This window comes from Brevibacillus sp. B_LB10_24, assembly GCF_046036945.1.
Taxonomy (GTDB): Bacteria; Bacillota; Bacilli; order Brevibacillales; family Brevibacillaceae; genus Brevibacillus_C.
In genome coordinates this window covers 35,835-53,124 of the sequence record NZ_JBJQOQ010000018.1, presented here as the reverse complement: position 1 = coordinate 53,124, position 17,290 = coordinate 35,835, and the positions used below count along the sequence as shown (strand labels likewise).

The following is a 17,290-nucleotide window of genomic DNA, read 5'->3' as shown; positions in this document are numbered from 1 at the left end:
GATGGACATGTGCGGACGATTTTCTCTTTTTGCGAATCCACTCGACTTTATGACCGAGTTTGAAATCGAATGGCTGCCCTTTGATTGGCATCCACGGTACAACATGGCACCGGGACAGATGATCCCGGCGATCATTGCGGATGGGGGCAAAAGAAGAGCCGGCCAGCTTCGGTGGGGCTTGGTGCCGTCGTGGGCGACGGATGAGAAGATGGGATATAAGATGATAAATGCCAGGGCTGAGACGTTGACCGAAAAACCCGCATTTCGAAAGCTGTTTCAACGAAAGCGTTGCGTGATCCCGGCCGATGGATTTTTTGAGTGGAAGCAGTTAGATAAAGGCAAGCAACCACTGCGGATAACAATGAAGAACGGGAGCCTGTTCGCCTTCGCTGGACTATTTGATACCTGGACGGCGCCGGATGGTCGCAAGGTTAGCACTTGTACCATTATCACGACAAAACCAAATGAGGTCGTCAGAGACATCCATGATCGTATGCCGGTCATATTGAAAAAGGATGATGTTCCAATCTGGCTTGACCGTGAACGGTTTGACGCTGATCTGTTGCAGTCGCTGCTGGTTCCGTATGACGCCGATCAGATGAGGGCATACCCTGTTTCATCAATTGTCGGTAGCCCAAAAAACGATATTCCGGAATGCATTGAAGAGGTATCGTGGCAGTGAATTTTCGGAAGGAAGGCATTTTGCTTGCCAAAAACGGGCAAGCCCTAGCAATACTTTTGTCCTCAGGTGGGGAGGGAAAACGGTCATGACCGTTTTGTTTGTTTATCCGCCGGGAAACGATTGCCTGACGTGGAACATTCCCAAATCAAATGAACTCATTGGGCTGTAAATTTTTCGCACATATGCATAATAAGGGGAGATCACAATTGACATCGCTAAACGTGGAAGCCTTAAAATTTCCGATCGGCAAATTCGAATGGAGCGGTACGGTTTCCGGGCAGCAGCGTCTTCGCTGGATTGAAGAAATCGAAGCGTTGCCCGGGCAGATCCGACAAGCGATCGAGGGTCTTGACGAGAAGCAGCTGGATACGCCTTATCGGCCGCAGGGCTGGACCGTCCGTCAGGTAGTGCATCATTTGGCCGACAGTCATTTGAACAGTCTGATTCGTTTCAAGCTTGCGTTAACTGAAGATGCGCCGACAATCAAACCTTATGACGAAGCGAGATGGGCAGAGCTCGACGATAGCCGTATAGCGGATGTCTCTTTATCTTTAGTGCTGCTGGAACAACTTCACGCGCGCTGGGGACTTTTGCTCCGCTCCATGCAGGAATCACAGTGGGAACGTACCTTCATTCATCCTGACTCTGGCGTCATTCGATTAGATGTGAACCTGGGAATCTATGCCTGGCACGGACGTCATCATGCAGCCCACATCATCAATCTAAGGACAAGGATGGGCTGGTAACGACATATCAATTTGTAGATGTCATAGGCCGAAAAACATGGCGTTCTACTCTGCCTGTTTTTCATCTCCTCCCTGCTTCTCGTCTTCCTTGTTTTTATTCGAGAATATCCCGTAAGCGATACGGGTTACGACTCCGAAGGTCAGCCCCGCCCCAGCAAAAATGTAGAGGATGGTAAAGATCTTTCCGAGCGTAGTGCTGGGGACAAAGCCGGAGCTGCCAACCGTGGTTAGCGTCGTGACGCTGAAATAGAGAGCATCAATGAAGGAGAGCCCTTCTTCCGAATGGTAGAAGAGCGTGCCCGACAGCAGGATGAACAGCGTGATGATAAAGATGGCTTGAAAGTTCTTGTCTTTGAACGCATGCCAAAGCCCCTGCGCCAGACGTCTAACAGTAAGAAGAAAGGAAATCATAATCGCCCGCGCCCCAATCGGAAGTTGTCGGTTTTGGGAATAGTATGGGCCTGTGCCAGGGATTTCATAACGGTTTTGCGGCGTGCGCCAGACAGCGATTTTTTCTGCCCATAGCAAAAATTGCGACTATGTGCGAAATCATTGACCGCACAGATGCCCTCCCTTATACTTTGTTTTGGTTTGAGGAAGGGGAGGCACATGAAGCTCATCATTTCGCATGTTGTGCGCACCGTTGTTGTCGTCATTGGGAGCTTTCTTACGGCAATTGGCTTTAATTGTTTCATGGAGCCTCACGGGGTTCTTCCCGGAGGCATCACCGGGATTGCCATGCTCGTTCAAAATCTCACGTCTTTCCCGGCCGGTATTCAGTACTTTTTCTATAACATTCCACTTTTCATCTTGGGTTGGCGTTACGTTGGCGGTCAATTTTTACTGTACAGCATCGTCGGGACAACAGCACTTTCCATCTTTATGGACATCGTACCGCCGCTGCCTTTTCTGCGGACGGATGACATCATGCTGGCGTGCCTGTTCGGCGGGGTTATCTCCGGCCTTGGGACCGGGATAATTATTCGCGGCGGAGGTTCAACAGGGGGAGTCGACATCATCGGCGTGCTGATTCAAAAGTATTTCAGCTTTACGGTCGGCTCTGTGGGAATGACAATCAATGCGATCGTCGTTTGCCTGTCGATTTTTTACTTCAGCGTAACGCAGGCGATGTACTCCTTGATTGCGATGGTGATGTTGGCGAAATTGATCGATCTCGTCACCGCTTCGTCGGCAAAAAAGACGGTGATTGTGATCTCTGCCAAAACCGATCAGATCGCCAATCTGATCCACGCAAAATTGCAGCGGGGGGCAACGTATCTGCACGGGGAGGGAAGCTATACCCAAACCAAGATGCGGGTTCTGGTCTGCGTCGTCACCCGGTTTGAGCTGTTTACCATACAGGAGATCATCTACGGAGTCGATCCCCAGGCCTTCGTGACGATCACCGATACGGCAGATGTCAAAGGCTCGTTTCGCCGGCAGTCGCCATTTATTGTGCCCAGCCGAAAGATAATATAAAAAAACCCTCTCTATCCTTTTTTAGGAAGAGAGGGTTTTCTTTTTCAGTCAACCACGATGTAGGCGATCATCGGGCCATTATGGGCGATGTCGGCATGAGTGGAACAGATCAGGCGGTACACCCCTTCTTTGTTGAATTGGAGCGGAACGATCGTTTCCGCTCCTTTTTTGACGACTCCGCTGATATTCGTTCCTTCGATGACAAAAGGATGCTCGGCCCCGTTTACACCGTACAGGCTCAGTTTGACCTTCTCCCCGGTATTGACATAGATCGTGCCCGGGTCCCAGCGGTAGGCTTCAATCACCTTTCCATCCGGAAGTGCCGCCTTAAACTCTCCGGTGACCAGATGGATAACCCGCTCCGGTTTCTCCTGGCTGCCCAGGGCGGGTATGTCGCGGTTTGTATAAGTGATGACGGTAAAAATGACGAGCATGCCGAACCCGACCAGCAGCAGCAGCGAATTGCGCGAGAGGAAATAAATTCTCAGTTTCTTCAACCTCCTTCGAATAGCAGACAAGTTTTCTATGTTCACAGGTTATGCGGACGTGCTGCAAAAAATGGCTCTTGGGAGATACTTATTGATAAGCGAAAAAACCAGATCGAAAGAGTGGAGGGCTCACAATGAAACAAGCTGTGGGTATCGTTGGCAAACCTGTTCTTGTGCTGTTCTTGTCTGCCGTATTCGCAATGGGATGCGCCATAGGCGGCACTGTCTCTGCCCAAACAGGAACTGGAGCGGCCGCACCGCAGATCAAGCTGAACGGCTACCAACTGTCGCTTCCTGTCGACCAACAACCGTTTATTGCCTCCGGGCGAATTCTCATACCGCTGCGAACGATTTTCGAACGTTTTGGCGCAAAGGTCTCTTGGGATGAGAAAACCAAGACCGTCTCTGGCAGGATGGGAGATGTAACGGTTCGGCTGCAGGTAAATTCCGCTACTGCTTTCGTCAACGACAAGCAAGTGGAACTGGACCAGCCGGCAGCGCTGGTCGGCTCGCGGACATTCGTGCCGCTGCGGTTTATCAGCGAAGCATTTGGAGCGAAGGTAAGCTGGGAGGAAGCGACCAGAACAGCCAAGATCGATCCGGCTATCACTCGCGTTCCGGCGCCAAAATCCGTCGATCTGCCCCGGGAGATGCAGAAGCTGCTGCCCAAGCGAAGTGCCTGGTACACAGCCAAGAATACGGCGATTTGGCTGTACGGAGGGGACGTGGCTGAAGGGCCGTTCATCGCCCCGAAACTGCTGGACCAGACTGCGGCCCTGCGCCGGGAGCTGGCTGCGTCGCCCGCGCACGTGTTCGTCGAAGAATTGGAAAGCTGGGAGGACAAAGGCGTTTCGATGTTTCGCATGCTGGTAACGGTAGAGGAGAAAAACGGTGCGTTGCGGCGGGCGGGAATGGATCTAATCGAGGTAAAACAGACGGTGCAGGGCGAAGGGAACGTCGTGACGGGATACGCCCACCTGCCTTGGCAATCAGAACAGCAGCAAAGCCCGGTAAAGATATGGCTGGACGCAGGGGTGGGGCCGCGGGAAATCACGCTTGCCGCTCCCGCTGTCGAGATTCTCCAAAACGGCAAGCCGACAGGCAAGTACCGCCTTCCCTTGGCAGTGCTGCAGTCGCTCGGTGCCGTACACGCCGGCTCCGGCTCCGTCTACGCCGTTGAACTTGGCAGCGGCAAGCAATCCGAACCGCTGCAGACCGTTACCGTTAACGGGATGCCGTATGTCGATCTGGAAAGCGTCATTCGCGCGCTTGACGGACAAAAAATGGTCACGGAAGGGGAATCTCTCATCTACCGTGTCGACTGGCGCCCGGATATCGGGCAGCTGGTGTTCTACGTAAAGGAATTGGAATAGCAGGGCAACAACAAATCCCCGTTTCTGGCTGCTGGCAAAAAACGGGGAATTTTTCTATGAAATCATTATTGCAATATGGATGATTTGGTGAAATAATAATTTCAACAAAAATACTGGAGGTGCGAAAGGTGAACCTTTCCGATTTACAATCCCATTTTGGCAGCAGCCGTCCAAAATCCGCCGCTTTTTTTGAGCAGGCTGCATCGCTCATCGCCGGCGGGGTTAACGGCAATCTTCGATACTACCAGCCGTTTCCGCTCGTTTTTCAACAGGGCAGAGGCGCCTGGCTGACTGACGCGGATGGAAAAACATACGTTGACTACCTGCTTTCGTATGGCGCCCTGCTCCTGGGGCACGGACATCCCGTGATTCGGGAGGCTGTGGAAACGGTTTGGGAGGAGCAGGGAACCAGCAGTTTTGGCGCAACCCATCCGCTGGAGCTTGACATGTGCAGCGAAATCAATCAGCTGTACCCCAGCATGGAATCGATCCGGTTTACGAATTCCGGTTTGGAGGCTACCCTGTTTGCACTCCGTTTGGCGCTCGCCTATACAGGAAAGACCCACATCGCCAAATTTTCCGGCCACTATCACGGCAGTCACGACCACGTGCTGATCAGTGTGAACCAGACCAAGGAGAGCGGTCCGGCGATGCCGAAGGCTGTTCCAGATAGCAAGGGGCTTCCGGATTACTATGTGGAGCATACGGTTGTCCTGCCTTTTCACGATTGGGAAGCTTGCGAAAAAATCCTGACCGAGAAGCGTGACGAGATCGGCGCCGTCATCCTTGAGCCGCTGCAGTCAGGGTACATTTCAGCCGACCAACCGTTTATGGAAAATTTGCGCAGTTTGACGGAACATCTTGGCATAGTCCTGATTTTTGACGAGGTGAAAACAGGCTTTCGCATCACCCTAGGAGGGGCCCAGACGTACTACGGAGTAAAGCCGGATTTGACGGCACTGGGAAAAGTCGTTGGGGGAGGCTTTCCGATAGGAGTGGTCGGCGGCAAACGGGCGATCATGGAAATGTGTTCGCCGCTGCGCTCATCAAGCAAAGCAGAAGTCGTCTTCCACAGCGGAACGTTCAACGGAAATCCGATTTCGCTTGCCGCCGGACTGGCTACCATTCGTTACCTGAAGCAGCCCGGCCGTTTTGACAGCATCGTCGACAGAACGACAAGCCTGCGTAAAGGCATCGAGACACTCGCCAGGGAGTATCGGATCCCGTTTTCGACTGTCGGCGCCGGCACCATTTTTAATCTCGTGCCGACTGAGGAAGCGAACGATGCCGGAACCAATCCGCAAGAGCTGAGGCTCGCCCTTGACTACTTGCTGATGGACGAGGGGATCTATACGAAACCGCTGAACCGCTTTTCCATGTCTGACGCTCATGGCGAGACCGAATTGCAAGCTACCTTGCAGGCATTTGAAAAGAGCTTTCAAGCGCTGCGGCAAATCGCCGCGGTGTAAAACAAAGTTGTCCGGGATCTCCAGTTCGTCGTATACTGTCTGGAAAGACTAAGGCTCTGAGGTGATGCCCATGGAAGCGGATTCTACCGTCCTGCGGCGGATCGCTCAACTGTACTCGCAGATGAGCCCGTCACAGCAAATGATTGCCGATGTCATCCTGAAGGATCCCGAAGCGTCCGCCTTTTACAACGTGGCTGAATTGGCCCGAAAGGCAAAGGTAAGCGATTCGACCGTCACCCGTTTCGCTGCTTTTGTGGGGTGTTCCGGATTCCCGGCGCTATCCCGCGAACTGCAAGAGCTGGTGAGATCCCGGCTGACGACGAGTGAGCGCTACCAGCTGTCGAGAGCGTTGGAGAACGAGGAACAGCGCTCTGTCATCCAGTTTATGGAGGATGATGTGCAAAATATCAAAATGATGATGGAGCGTTTGGATCTGGAAGGGTTCGAGCGAACAGCGGACCATTTGTTGGGCGCCAGGCGGATCGGCGTGATCTGCTCGCGAAGTTCGCTGTCGCTCGGCTTGTTTTTCGAGTTTTACCTGCATCTCTTGGACAAGGAAGTCATCGTTTTTAACGGAGAACCGCGAACGAGCGATCTGCTCCAGCGCTTTGGCCCCGAGGATGTGATCGTCGGGATCGGGTTTGCGCGCTATTCGCGCTTTACGATCGATGGCATGAAATACGCGAGAAAAAAAGGCGTTCCGACTATTGCGATCACCGATTATCCGTCCTCGCCGCTGGTCCGCTGCGCCGATGAAGTTCACTGTACGCCGACCGGGATCGCCTCCCATATGGATTCATTCGCAGCCCCCATGTCATTGGTGACGGCCTTGCTGCGGACGATGTTTAACCGCGTGCCTGAGCAGGTATCGAGGACGCTGAATGAGCTGGAAGACATCTGGTCCGATTTTGAAATATACGGCGAACGGAAATAGGTAAAACGTTATTCGCTTTTCTTCTGGCAGAGGACCATCCACTCATCTACCTGAAGCGTTTGGACGCGTTCATCGGCAATCTCCACATGAAAATAGGCGTGAATTTCATCGCTCGCCCGCAGAATGTAGTTCTCCACTTCTTCGATTTGTCCGGGGCTGTTGGCTGTTCGTCTGACCCACGGGTTTCAACACCCTTGCCGCCTCGCTGATGAATGCACCCGGGTTTGGAAAGTGATGAGGAGCGATCCGGCAGGTCACGAGATCAAAGGTCTGATCGAGAAACGGCAGCGATTCGGCATCGGCGATCACGTAGCTAATATTTGGGGAAGATGGGGATAAATGCTGGGCCGTATTGGCCAGCATTTCTTTTGTCAGATCTGTCGCGAAGACGTGGCGAACATGAGGCGACAGTGTTTTGGCGACATGGCCGCCGCCGGTCGCGACGTCGAGCGCCGTCCAATCCGAACGGGGTGAAAGCCATTCGACCAGCAAGGGAAGATCCTGGCCATTCGCGTGTGTTTCACTTGTGAAGTAACTCTCTGCGTTCTTGGAAAATTGCGACTTTACCCGCTGCTTGGCATCATCTGTCATGCCAATTCCTCCAATCGAAGTGATCTTCCCTCCCTCTATGCGAGCCAACTGTAGGGAGACTGAACTAATCATAGTGCCAAGCGAAAGATCGGTCAATGTCCTCCCGATCCCGTCTGTGATTAAGAAAAAACAGCCCACTCCCTGACGGGCGGGCTGCTGCATTTTCTAAAAGTCATAGCGAATCGGCTTATTCCGCAGCGGTTTGATCCGTATTTTGGGGGTGCGCAGGCTGGGGATCCTAAGTGCGATTTTTCCCGATTTGGCGTCCAGCATGCGCCCGTTTTCCATCCAGCGGCTCTCTACTTCCGCGGAAGCATCCATCCATTCCACATCCATTTTGTGCCCAATCTCGAACCAGCGGTCATCGGCGTAAACGCTCAGATCCAGCCAGCGATCATCCAGCCAGAAGAGGAGCTCTGACTTTTGCTTCTTTTCCAGAAGCTCCTGATCGCGCAGATAGCTGACGGCCGCCTTCAACCGATCGTATTCGGTTTCCACCTTGTCCAGCATCTTTTTTCTGGTATCGATCAGTTCTTTTTCTTCTCCCTCGTACTGGTTCCATACGTTATCGATAGCTTGCTGCATCCAGCTGCTGTTTTCCTTGTACAATTCGTTCAGGTACTGCTTGAATACATTTTCCAGCGCGGCTTTATCTTTGACTGTGGTGTAGGTGCCCCCGCCTGCCTCGGCGACAGCCTTGAGCTGGCGTTGGGCCTCATCGTTCACATCGAAGCCGATCAGATTGATCACAGCCTTCATCTCGGACTGATGGAGCGATTTGGCGACTTCAACCGGATTGCCGCCGCACGTCTCGATTCCGTCGGTCACGAGATAAATGATATTTTCCATGCCTTCGCTGTGGGAGTTTTTCAGATCCTCACGGGCTGCCTCCAGAGCAGTGGCTATTCCTGTCCAGCCTTTTGGGCCGAACTGCTGAAGCGAGCCTTGGAAACGGGCTTGATCGTAGCTGCCCAAAGGGTAGACCAATTCCGTTTGTGCACACGAGAGCGGTTTATCTTGTTCCGATCCTGAGCCTTTATGTCCAAATACGCGAAGTCCTACATTGGAATTCATAGGGATGCTCTCGAGGAAGCCCTGAATCGATTTTTTCGCCAGGTCCATCTTGACGCCGCCGTTCACCTTTTCCGCCATGCTCCCGCTCGCATCCAGGATCACCTCGATATTTGCCTTGGGCTTCGTCTGCGGCGCGGAAGCCGGGTCGGCAGGGTCGATGGAGAGGAGGGCTTGCCTGTAATTAACCTGCTCAAGCCGATCAAACGTACTTTTTTCCTTCTGATAATTCTCGCCGATCAGATGCAGGATTCGGGCGTAAACCTCCTCGGTGTCCATATCCTTCGACAGCTTATCCAGTTCGGCTTTTACGGCTGCTTCATCGTAATTGCTTCCTGCATACTGTCCGGCAGCTTCCGAGTAAGCGAGGATCTCTTCCAGTGTAATGGGAGGTTTGGGCAGAGAGGCTGGTGAGCTGTCCGCTCCTGCTGATTTGGAGGAGACTGGCTCATTCGTTGTCTCAGCGGTTGTATCCTGTTCTGTTTGGGTTGGATTCGATTGGGTTTTGGCTGTTCCCGGTTCGGCCTCGCTGCAGCCTGATGCCGAGAGAAGAAGTGCTGTGATCAGGAATAGGGTAGGTAACTTCCTTTTTAACATATCTTTCCTCCATTGACAAAATTCATTCTAATCTTAATATAGCGGTAGAATGGGTAGATGAGTATAGTAAATTGGGGTTATTTCTAAATGTTGGGATAGGAATTAATACCCATTTTCCCCAAGGGGTGCCGATCGAGATACTGCATTCGTATTTCCGAGGCGACTTATACAGTTACAGCATTACCCTCCATCGGTCTTGAATAAGAAAAGAAAAAAGAGAACTGCCGCCCGGCGGTTCTCTTTTCGTTTTTACATGTAATTTACAGCCCTTAATCCCAGCTTAATCCCTGCTTCACACTGCCGCCTTATAGTGAAGGTGTCAGTTGATCGACGCCCGCGACGAGATTCCGTCCGGCGCTTCGGATGCACAGACCGCGGTCAAAAAAAGCGGTTAAATAACCTGGCGAAAGAGGGGTAATGAACATGAAGCTGTTTATTAATCTGTTGCCGTACATGCACAATATCGATGAGGTGAATGATCTGCTGCACCAGTGGCAGGGTGGAATCGAAATCTCGATGGATGGACCCAACTGGCGGGAACCTGTGGAGTGGGATCGTGAATACTTCCGCTTCGAACGGCACGAAGGCCCGGTCAGCGTACATTCACCGATCTGGGAGTTGAATCTGGCCACCCCCCGGTTTGAAGTGATCCGTACCTATTCCTACGAGGTGTACAAACAATGCCTGGAGTGGTCTGCCCGCATCGGGGCCGAACAGATGACCATTCACCCCAATTTGTACTGCACACCCTTGTTCTTGCGCTACGAGTCCCAGCAGTACGCCAAGGAGAACCTGATGAGGCTGGGGGAAAAAGCGCAGAGTCTGGGCGTGGACCTGGCCGTGGAAAACGTCGGACTCGGCAGTTTCGCCTTGTTTAACCAGGAGGAATTCGTCCAGCTGTTCCAGGAGATTCCGAATATCAAAGCATTGGTCGACGTAGGGCACGCCTACATCAACGGTTGGGATACTCCTGCCGTCATCCGCGAGCTGGGGGAGAAGCTCTGTGCGGTCCATCTGCACGACAATGACGGCAAAAATGACCTGCATCTGCCGGTAGGCAAGGGCGGGATCGACTGGCAGCCGATCTGGGAAGCGCTGCGCAGCCTCGGCCACTCGTACCGCGCCATTCTGGAATACGTGGAGGGGACGGCGACGGATGTCGTGCTGGCAGATGCAGCGGACATCGCCAACGAGCTCAAAGGACAGCCGGCACAATGAACCGTATATGGAGGCAGGTGAGGCCGTACGCCTTCATTTTGCCGTCCGTGATGTCAGGCAGATAAACCTTGAAAAAGCCGTACGTACTGCTGCGGCTTTTTTTGTTGTGAAAATATGCGGGGGGATTACGCCAGACGGCATAAGCGATTATGATATGGAAGAGGCGTTATGTTCGGCTCAAATGGTTCAGCGCTCGGAACAGGCATACGTACTTGCAGATGGAGCGAAAATAGCAGAAACCCAGCTTTACCGTATATGCAGACCGGAGGACGTAACCGCCATCATATGCGATCAGCCGATGCCGGATCACTGGCGTTCCACAGGTTGTTTCACAGAGTGGATCACGGCGGGCAGGCCAAAAGGAGAAGAGACATGAGGGTGGATTATCATCTGCATTTGGAAGAAGGACCTTATTCGTTTCGGTGGCTCGACCGGACGAATGCGGCACTGGATTGGTTTCATCCGATTGATGCGCCAAAACACACCCGCGACTGGCTGCAGGCAAGTTATGCGCGTCTGCAAGCCCGGTTGGAGCGCGGAGCGTACGATGCCTCCTGGATCGACTTGTATCTGGAAGAAGCGCTGCGAAAGGGCTTGAAAGAAGTTGGAATTGTCGATCATTTATACCGGTTTCAAGAGGCTCGTCCCTATTTTGAGCGCCGTATGGAGCTGGGCGATTCCGAGCTTGGCCGTCTGCAAGCCACCTGGCTGCAGCAGGTATGTACGGAAAACATGGGGGATTTTGTCGCCGCCATTCAATCGGCAAAGCCCAGATGGGCCGAGAGGGGGATTCAGCTTCGACTTGGGATCGAAGCGGATTATTTTCCAGGCGGCGAGGCCGAATTAACGCAGCTGTTGAACTTGGCAGATTGGGATTACGTGATCGGGTCTGTCCACTTCTTTGACGGGTGGGGCTTTGACAATCCGGATGTCAGCCACCTGTTCGAGCAATACGATCTGCCTGATCTCTACCGCCGGTTTTTCGCGGTTGTGGAAGGCATGATCAGAAGCGGTTTGTTTGACATAGCCGCCCACCTCGATAATCTCAAAGTCTTTTGTTACCGGCCGGATGAAGCTTTGCTTCTGCCGCTGTATGAGCAGATTGCCGCAGCGCTGAAAGAGACCGGTACAGCGACAGAAGTAAATGCGGGACTTTATTACCGCTATCCGGTTCGTGAAATGTGTCCGAGTCCGGCCTTTCTTGATGTGCTGCGAAAACATGGCGTGGCGTTCACCCTGTCGTCGGATGCTCACTTTCCCGACGACATCGGCAAGTACGTCGCGCAAAACGCCGCCATGCTAAAGCAAAAAGGAGTAGAAGAAATCGCCACGTTTGCTGCCAGGCAGCGGGTGATGAAGCCTTTGCAGGCATGATTGGCGGAAGCCAGCTAATGAAGTTCCTCCAAAGAGGCTGTCCCTTCCCCGACGAACGGGAGGGGATGCCAGTCTTTTGTCTGCTCCTGCCTGGCGAAGATGAACTCTCTGATCAGTTCGTTTACCTCTGAAGCGGCTTTCGCTGGCAGTTGATGCTTGACGCCGTGTACCAGCGCCAGTTCGCTGCCGTTGACTTTTTGGTGGATCATCCGGGAGTAGGATTCAAAGCTTTTATCCTGGTCGCCGTATATGGCGAGCAGAGGCTTCTCGATTTGATGAAGCTGATCTGTACAGCGGTAGATCCGGCTGTAGTCGTAGTACTGAGCGATATTTTCGGCGTTTCCTTTGAGCGCGGCTGCGTACATCCGGCGAAACAAGGAAGCGCTGTCGGAATTGCTATGGGCAATCGTATAGGCCAAAAGCCGGAGCGCTCCCGCCTGGGCGAGCGACTTGCCCAGCGTGATCAACTGCTTCAGCCTGAGGTCGCTCGCTTCCGACATGCCGCTGAGCAAGATTCCGCCCAGGGCCCGTTCCGGATAGGTCAGCATGAATTCCAGTGCGATCGAGCCGCCGGTTGAATATCCGCAAAGGTATGCCTGCGAAATACCCAATGTATCGAGCAGCCCCTTCATGTCACGGGCGATCAGCGGGTAGGTGAGGGGCTCCTCAGAGTACCCGCTGTTGCCATGTCCCCTGATGTCAAAGCAGATCACCTGGAAGTCTTGGGACAGATCCCGCTTTTGGTAGTAAAAGTTTTCGCTGGTAATAACAGGAGGGTGAATGAATACGATTGGTACGCCCGCTCCGCTTGTCTCGTAATACATCGTGGCACCGTTAATCGTGGCGACAGCCATCGGTTGAGATCACTCCCCAACAGGTCTTCCTCGTAGTATTGCCCCGATATTTGTAGATTTTGCATAGAAATTATCGAAACCTTTATACAAAAAAATCGTACTACATAATAGGAAATAAAGTTCCATTAATGGAATTGACTGCGAATGCTTGACGGTTAGAGAAGGGGGTGAAAAGGCATGGCTTGGCCGGAGATTCTGTTTCTTGTCTGTGTCGGCATCGGACTTATCTACGCTTGTATCAACCTTTTGTTTGGCGACACGACAAGCCACGTACCGCATTTTGAGGTTCCGCTGCTGCAGCCGCTGTCTTTGATGAGCGGACTGACCTCGTTTGGCGGATGCGGATATCTTCTGTACCGCTGGACCGCGCTTTCTCTCCCGAGCGTCTTTTTGGGGGCGGCTGCCGCCGGGATAGCCATTACAGTCATTTCTTACTTCATTTGGGTCAAACCGATGAAGGACGCCGAAGTTTCGACAGGTTACTCCCTGCAGCAGCTGACGGGAAAAATCGGTGAAGTTCTCACGGCCATTCCGGAAAATGGCCTGGGGGAGGTCGTCATCCCGATGATTACCGGGACGACCAACCACATGGCCGCAAGCATGGACCAGGTGAGCATTCCCGAGGGAACTCGCGTCGTCGTCGTCGAGGTAAAGGATCACGTGTTGTATGTAGTGCCATTTCAATAGAGGGGGAGAGATTGGATGTTAGAACCTGGCGTTACCGTCATCCTGGTTGTCGTCATCGCTATCTTGGCAATATTGGGGATCACCTTTTGGGCCCGGTACAAAACGGTCGGCGCTGACCAGGCGATGATCGTTACGGGCAGCTATCTGGGCAGCAAAAACGTGCTGACAGACGAGCAAGGGCGGAAGATGAAGATCGTCCGCGGCGGCGGCGCGTTTATCCTGCCGATCTTCCAGCAGGCCAATTACATCAGTTTGCTGTCGCAAAAGCTGGAGGTTTCGACGCCTGAAGTGTACACGGAGCAAGGCGTTCCCGTGATGGCGGACGGAACCGCAATCATCAAGGTCGGCGGTTCGATTGAAGAGATTGCCACCGCTGCCGAGCAGTTTATGGGGAAAACGGACGAAGCGTTGAAAGCTGAAGCGCAGGAGGTCCTGGAGGGTTACCTGCGGGCGATTCTCGGCAGCATGACGGTAGAGGAGATCTACCGGAACCGGGAGCGCTTCGCCCAAGAGGTGCAGGCAGTAGCGGCGAAAGACTTGAAAAAGATGGGTCTGACGGTCGTCAGCTTTACGATTAAAGAAGTGCGCGACAAGAACGGTTACCTGGCTGCCCTGGGGATTCCGCAGATTGCCGCTGTCAAACGGGACGCGGTCATTTCCCAGGCGGAAGCGGACAAAGAAGCGCGGATTCGCCAGGCAAGAGCGGAAGAAGAAGCGCGCAAGGCAGAACTTTTGAAAGAGACCAATATCGCCGAAGCGCAAAAAGAGAAAGAATTGAAGGTCTCCGCCTTCAAACAAGAACAGGACCGGGCCAAGGCGATCGCCGACCAGGCCTATACGCTGCAGGAAGTCGTGACCAAGCAGCAAGTGACGGAAGAAGAAATGAAAATCGACATCGTTCGGAAAGAAAAGCAAATCGAATTGGAAGAAAAAGAAATTCTTCGCCGCGAAAAGCAGTACGATGCAGAAGTGAAGAAAAAGGCCGACGCCGACCGCTATGCGGTTGAGCAGGCCGCCGAAGCGGAGAAAGCGAAGAAGATGCGGGAAGCCGATGCCTTGAAGTACCGGATCGAGGCGGAGGCGAAGGCGCAGGCCGAGCAAAAGCGGATCGAGGGTCTGGCTGTCGCGGAAGCGGAGAAGGCCAAAGGTACGGCAGAGGCGGAGGTCACCCGTCTGAAGCTGGAAGCGGAAGCAGAAGGGAAACAGAAGCTGGCCGAAGCGTACGAGAAGTTCGGGCAAGCAGCGGTGCTGGACATCGTGGCCAAGATGCTGCCTGAGCTTGCCTCCAAGGTGGCAGAGCCGATGACGGCGATCGACAAGGTGACGATCATCGACTCCGGCAACGGCCAGGGGGACGGCGTCAACCGGTTAAGCATGAACGTCACCAAAATGATGTCCCAGCTTCCCGAGATGCTGAAGGACGTGTCCGGGCTGGATATGAACAAAATGATTGCAGGCTTCATGCAGTCGGACAAAGGCACGGAGCAAGAGGTGAAACCGGCGGCAAGCGAAGAGAAGAGCGGTACTGCCGAAGCCTAAGAGCCCTCGTCTGTAATCTTAAACTCCCTGGCAAAAAAGCGGCCGCCCGCCATCTGGTACAGTTTCAGTTCCGGCTGATCCGGCCGGGCGAGAGAGAGAATCCAGTAACTCAGCTCTGGGTAATGCCAGCCGGCATGGTCGGCGGCAGAGGGGATCGCGGGTGTCCGGGGATGGGTGTGAACGCAGCCCAGCCAACGAAGCTCCCGCTCCCGAAGAAGCTGTAAGGTGGTGAGGAGAGCCGGACCGCTCCAGGAAAAAGTTTCTGTTGCCGCCGTTTCCGATACATTTGCAAAATGGCAGGTAATGGTTGCCCCTCTTCCGGCCAGCAGAGCAGAATATTCATAAGGCAGCGCCTCACGCCCTTCCGCGATGAGGCGCTTCAGTACTTTTCCGTCCAACTTTAGTTTGATATGCTTATTTGCGAAGGGTTGGCCCAAAATATCAGGGAGCATCCATTTCGCTCCTTTCACAAGGAATGGTATGATGGAAAGCCGTATTTCGATTGGCGTGTGCGGCTGGGGAGATCACGACGATCTGTATGCACAAGGGGTGCGCAGCCGTGACAAGCTGTCCGTCTACGCCAGCCACTTTCCGATCGTCGAGCTGGACAGTTCGTTTTACGCCATTTTACCACAGAAAAACTATCAGGTATGGGCGCGGGAGACGCCTGATACCTTTGGCTTCATCGTGAAGCCCCATCAGGCGATGACCGGCCACAAGCGCGGCGGACCTGAAGCGGCGATGAGCCGGGAAGAGCTGTTTTCCCGGTTTGAGGAGAGCATCCAGCCGCTCGTCAGCACGGGAAAACTAAAAGCGCTCCTGTTCCAGTTTCCGCCGTGGTTCGACTGCATACGCGAGCATGTAAACTACGTCCAGCTGTGTGTTCGGGCCTTTCCCCGCTATCCGGTCGCCGTCGAGTTTCGCAACCGCAGCTGGTTTGAGCCCCAATTTCGCGAACGCACCCTTGCTCTGCTAAACGACCTGGGCGCGGTGCACGTCGTGTGTGACGAACCTCAAGTCGGAACCGGCTGTGTCCCGATCGTCCCTGCGGTCACCCGGCCGGAGCTGTCACTCGTTCGCTTCCACGGGCGCAATGTATCGGGGTGGAGAGACCCCGGTGCAGGTCAAAACTGGCGGGATGTGCGTTATCTGTACAAGTACAGCGAAGAAGAACTGCGGGAGTGGGTCCCGTTCATCAGGCAGTTGCAAGAAAAGGCAAAAAAGGTATACATTTTATTTAACAACAACTCAGGCGGTGACGCGGCGGGAAATGCCAAGCAATTCATGGAGCTCCTCGGCGTAAAACCTTCAGGGCTTCATCCGCAGCAGTTGGAATTGTTTTAAGGAGAATCTTCATGCTATTGTTGGTCGCAGTATTTACGCTGGTCGGCCTGGTCGCAGGGGCTATAGGCAGCCTGGTGGGAATCGGCGGCGGGATGTTCTTCGTGCCGGCCCTGCTCTACTTTGTCAATTGGTATCAGCCAGGCACCATGACGGCCCAGTTAGCGGCCGGGACGTCGTTGATGGTGATTGCCGTCACGGCTTTGTCCTCCACGTTGGCGTATGTAAAGCAGAAAAAGGTGGATACGCAGACGGCCTGGCTGTTTTTCATCGGAAGCGCTCCGGGAGCGATCGCCGGCGTTTACATCAACAAGCTTTTGCAGCTGCATTCGTTTTATTTGCTGTTCGGTTTGTTTCAAATTGCCATGTTTGTACTGATCATGGTCAAGGATAAAATAAAGCCGCTAAAGCTTCAATTGGACGTGGTGAGAACCTATACAGACGAACAGGGGAACGAGCATGAATACGGCTACAAGCGTTGGATGGCCGTCTCGATTGCCTTTTTTGTGGGAATTATCTCCTCGCTGTTTGGCGTTGGCGGCGGCATCTTGATGGTGCCGGTCCTGCTTGTGCTGTTCCGCTTTCCTCCGCACGCGGCTTCTGCCACTTCCATGTTCGTCATCTTCCTTTCGGCAATTGTCGGCAGCGTTACAAACGTGCTGCATGATCACATCGACTGGCTGTACGTTTTAACGCTTGCCCCCGGGGCCTGGATTGGCGGTAAAGTAGGAGCGGTGCTGGCCAAGCGAATAAAAGGACAGACGCTGATCGTGATTTTGCGCGTCCTCATCCTGGCGATTGCGGTCCAAATGATTGTCAAAGCCTTCACGGCTTGAACGAGCAAAAG

General features: G+C 53.5%; 18 protein-coding genes and 1 pseudogene. 13 read left to right on the top strand and 6 right to left on the bottom strand.

What is annotated here, in order from left to right; genetic code table 11:
* Window positions 1-7 precede the first annotated feature (7 nt).
* Window positions 8-682: an SOS response-associated peptidase gene (locus tag ACI7RC_RS16650; RefSeq protein ID WP_408109356.1), complete on the top strand. Its 675-nt coding sequence runs from the start codon at window positions 8-10 to the stop codon at window positions 680-682.
* A 221-nt stretch (window positions 683-903) separates the two neighbouring features.
* On the top strand, window positions 904-1,428 hold the full coding sequence (locus tag ACI7RC_RS16645) for a YfiT family bacillithiol transferase (protein ID WP_408109390.1): 525 nt from the start codon (window positions 904-906) through the stop codon (window positions 1,426-1,428).
* A 45-nt stretch (window positions 1,429-1,473) separates the two neighbouring features.
* Here the strand turns inward: ACI7RC_RS16645 and ACI7RC_RS16640 are convergent, their stop codons facing one another.
* Window positions 1,474-1,839: a potassium channel family protein gene (locus ACI7RC_RS16640; protein WP_408109355.1), complete on the bottom strand. Its 366-nt coding sequence runs from the start codon at window positions 1,837-1,839 to the stop codon at window positions 1,474-1,476.
* Window positions 1,840-2,037: 198 nt separating this feature from the next.
* Here ACI7RC_RS16640 and ACI7RC_RS16635 point away from each other — a divergent pair, with 198 nt between their 5' ends.
* Window positions 2,038-2,907 (top strand): YitT family protein, encoded by an 870-nt coding sequence (locus ACI7RC_RS16635; RefSeq protein WP_408109354.1) that lies wholly within the window; start codon window positions 2,038-2,040, stop codon window positions 2,905-2,907.
* Window positions 2,908-2,951: 44 nt separating this feature from the next.
* Here the strand turns inward: ACI7RC_RS16635 and ACI7RC_RS16630 are convergent, their stop codons facing one another.
* Window positions 2,952-3,341, bottom strand: coding sequence for a cupredoxin domain-containing protein (locus ACI7RC_RS16630; RefSeq protein ID WP_408109389.1), 390 nt, complete (start codon window positions 3,339-3,341; stop codon window positions 2,952-2,954).
* Between the two features lie 188 nt (window positions 3,342-3,529).
* Between ACI7RC_RS16630 and ACI7RC_RS16625 the strand changes: the two genes are divergently transcribed.
* The 3 genes from ACI7RC_RS16625 to ACI7RC_RS16615 all read left to right on the top strand — a co-directional run bounded on the left by ACI7RC_RS16625 (window position 3,530) and on the right by ACI7RC_RS16615 (window position 7,171).
* Complete coding sequence (locus ACI7RC_RS16625) at window positions 3,530-4,768, top strand: copper amine oxidase N-terminal domain-containing protein (protein WP_408109353.1); 1,239 nt, start codon at window positions 3,530-3,532, stop codon at window positions 4,766-4,768.
* Window positions 4,769-4,896: 128 nt separating this feature from the next.
* Window positions 4,897-6,237: an aspartate aminotransferase family protein gene (locus ACI7RC_RS16620; RefSeq protein ID WP_408109352.1), complete on the top strand. Its 1,341-nt coding sequence runs from the start codon at window positions 4,897-4,899 to the stop codon at window positions 6,235-6,237.
* Between the two features lie 70 nt (window positions 6,238-6,307).
* Window positions 6,308-7,171 (top strand): MurR/RpiR family transcriptional regulator, encoded by an 864-nt coding sequence (locus ACI7RC_RS16615; RefSeq protein WP_408109351.1) that lies wholly within the window; start codon window positions 6,308-6,310, stop codon window positions 7,169-7,171.
* An 8-nt stretch (window positions 7,172-7,179) separates the two neighbouring features.
* Here ACI7RC_RS16615 and ACI7RC_RS16610 read toward each other — a convergent pair.
* Window positions 7,180-7,762 (bottom strand): annotated as a pseudogene (locus tag ACI7RC_RS16610) (class I SAM-dependent methyltransferase).
* A gap of 165 nt (window positions 7,763-7,927) precedes the next feature.
* On the bottom strand, window positions 7,928-9,430 hold the full coding sequence (locus tag ACI7RC_RS16605; RefSeq protein ID WP_408109350.1) for a VWA domain-containing protein: 1,503 nt from the start codon (window positions 9,428-9,430) through the stop codon (window positions 7,928-7,930).
* A 423-nt stretch (window positions 9,431-9,853) separates the two neighbouring features.
* Between ACI7RC_RS16605 and ACI7RC_RS16600 the strand changes: the two genes are divergently transcribed.
* The 3 genes from ACI7RC_RS16600 to ACI7RC_RS16590 are packed head-to-tail and all read left to right on the top strand — an operon-like array spanning window position 9,854 to window position 12,022.
* The gene (locus tag ACI7RC_RS16600) at window positions 9,854-10,648 is read left to right on the top strand and encodes a sugar phosphate isomerase/epimerase family protein (protein ID WP_408109349.1); all 795 of its coding nucleotides are present in this window, start codon (window positions 9,854-9,856) and stop codon (window positions 10,646-10,648) included.
* Window positions 10,587-11,024 (top strand): DeoR/GlpR family DNA-binding transcription regulator, encoded by a 438-nt coding sequence (locus tag ACI7RC_RS16595; RefSeq protein ID WP_408109348.1) that lies wholly within the window; start codon window positions 10,587-10,589, stop codon window positions 11,022-11,024. Before ACI7RC_RS16600 ends, ACI7RC_RS16595 begins: the two co-directional genes overlap by 62 nt.
* Complete coding sequence (locus tag ACI7RC_RS16590; RefSeq protein WP_408109347.1) at window positions 11,021-12,022, top strand: histidinol phosphate phosphatase domain-containing protein; 1,002 nt, start codon at window positions 11,021-11,023, stop codon at window positions 12,020-12,022. The genes ACI7RC_RS16595 and ACI7RC_RS16590 overlap by 4 nt, the downstream gene beginning before the upstream one ends.
* A 14-nt stretch (window positions 12,023-12,036) precedes the next feature.
* On the opposite strand, the gene ACI7RC_RS16585 is transcribed toward ACI7RC_RS16590, so the two are convergent.
* Complete coding sequence (locus ACI7RC_RS16585; protein ID WP_408109346.1) at window positions 12,037-12,876, bottom strand: alpha/beta fold hydrolase; 840 nt, start codon at window positions 12,874-12,876, stop codon at window positions 12,037-12,039.
* Between the two features lie 177 nt (window positions 12,877-13,053).
* Between ACI7RC_RS16585 and ACI7RC_RS16580 the strand changes: the two genes are divergently transcribed.
* Both ACI7RC_RS16580 and floT read left to right on the top strand, forming a co-directional pair.
* Entirely contained in the window at window positions 13,054-13,563 is a 510-nt protein-coding gene (locus ACI7RC_RS16580; RefSeq protein ID WP_408109345.1) for an NfeD family membrane protein, read from the top strand.
* Between the two features lie 15 nt (window positions 13,564-13,578).
* A complete protein-coding gene (gene floT / locus ACI7RC_RS16575) occupies window positions 13,579-15,102 on the top strand; it encodes a flotillin lipid rafts scaffold protein FloT (RefSeq protein WP_408109344.1) in 1,524 nt (507 codons plus the stop codon).
* Here floT and ACI7RC_RS16570 read toward each other — a convergent pair.
* Window positions 15,099-15,554: a M67 family metallopeptidase gene (locus ACI7RC_RS16570; RefSeq protein WP_408109343.1), complete on the bottom strand. Its 456-nt coding sequence runs from the start codon at window positions 15,552-15,554 to the stop codon at window positions 15,099-15,101. The two genes, floT and ACI7RC_RS16570, sit on opposite strands and share 4 nt — an antisense overlap.
* A gap of 31 nt (window positions 15,555-15,585) precedes the next feature.
* Here ACI7RC_RS16570 and ACI7RC_RS16565 point away from each other — a divergent pair, with 31 nt between their 5' ends.
* Window positions 15,586-16,446: a DUF72 domain-containing protein gene (locus ACI7RC_RS16565; protein WP_408109342.1), complete on the top strand. Its 861-nt coding sequence runs from the start codon at window positions 15,586-15,588 to the stop codon at window positions 16,444-16,446.
* 11 nt (window positions 16,447-16,457) lie between these two features.
* On the top strand, window positions 16,458-17,279 hold the full coding sequence (locus tag ACI7RC_RS16560; protein ID WP_408109341.1) for a sulfite exporter TauE/SafE family protein: 822 nt from the start codon (window positions 16,458-16,460) through the stop codon (window positions 17,277-17,279).
* Window positions 17,280-17,290: the final 11 nt, after the last annotated feature.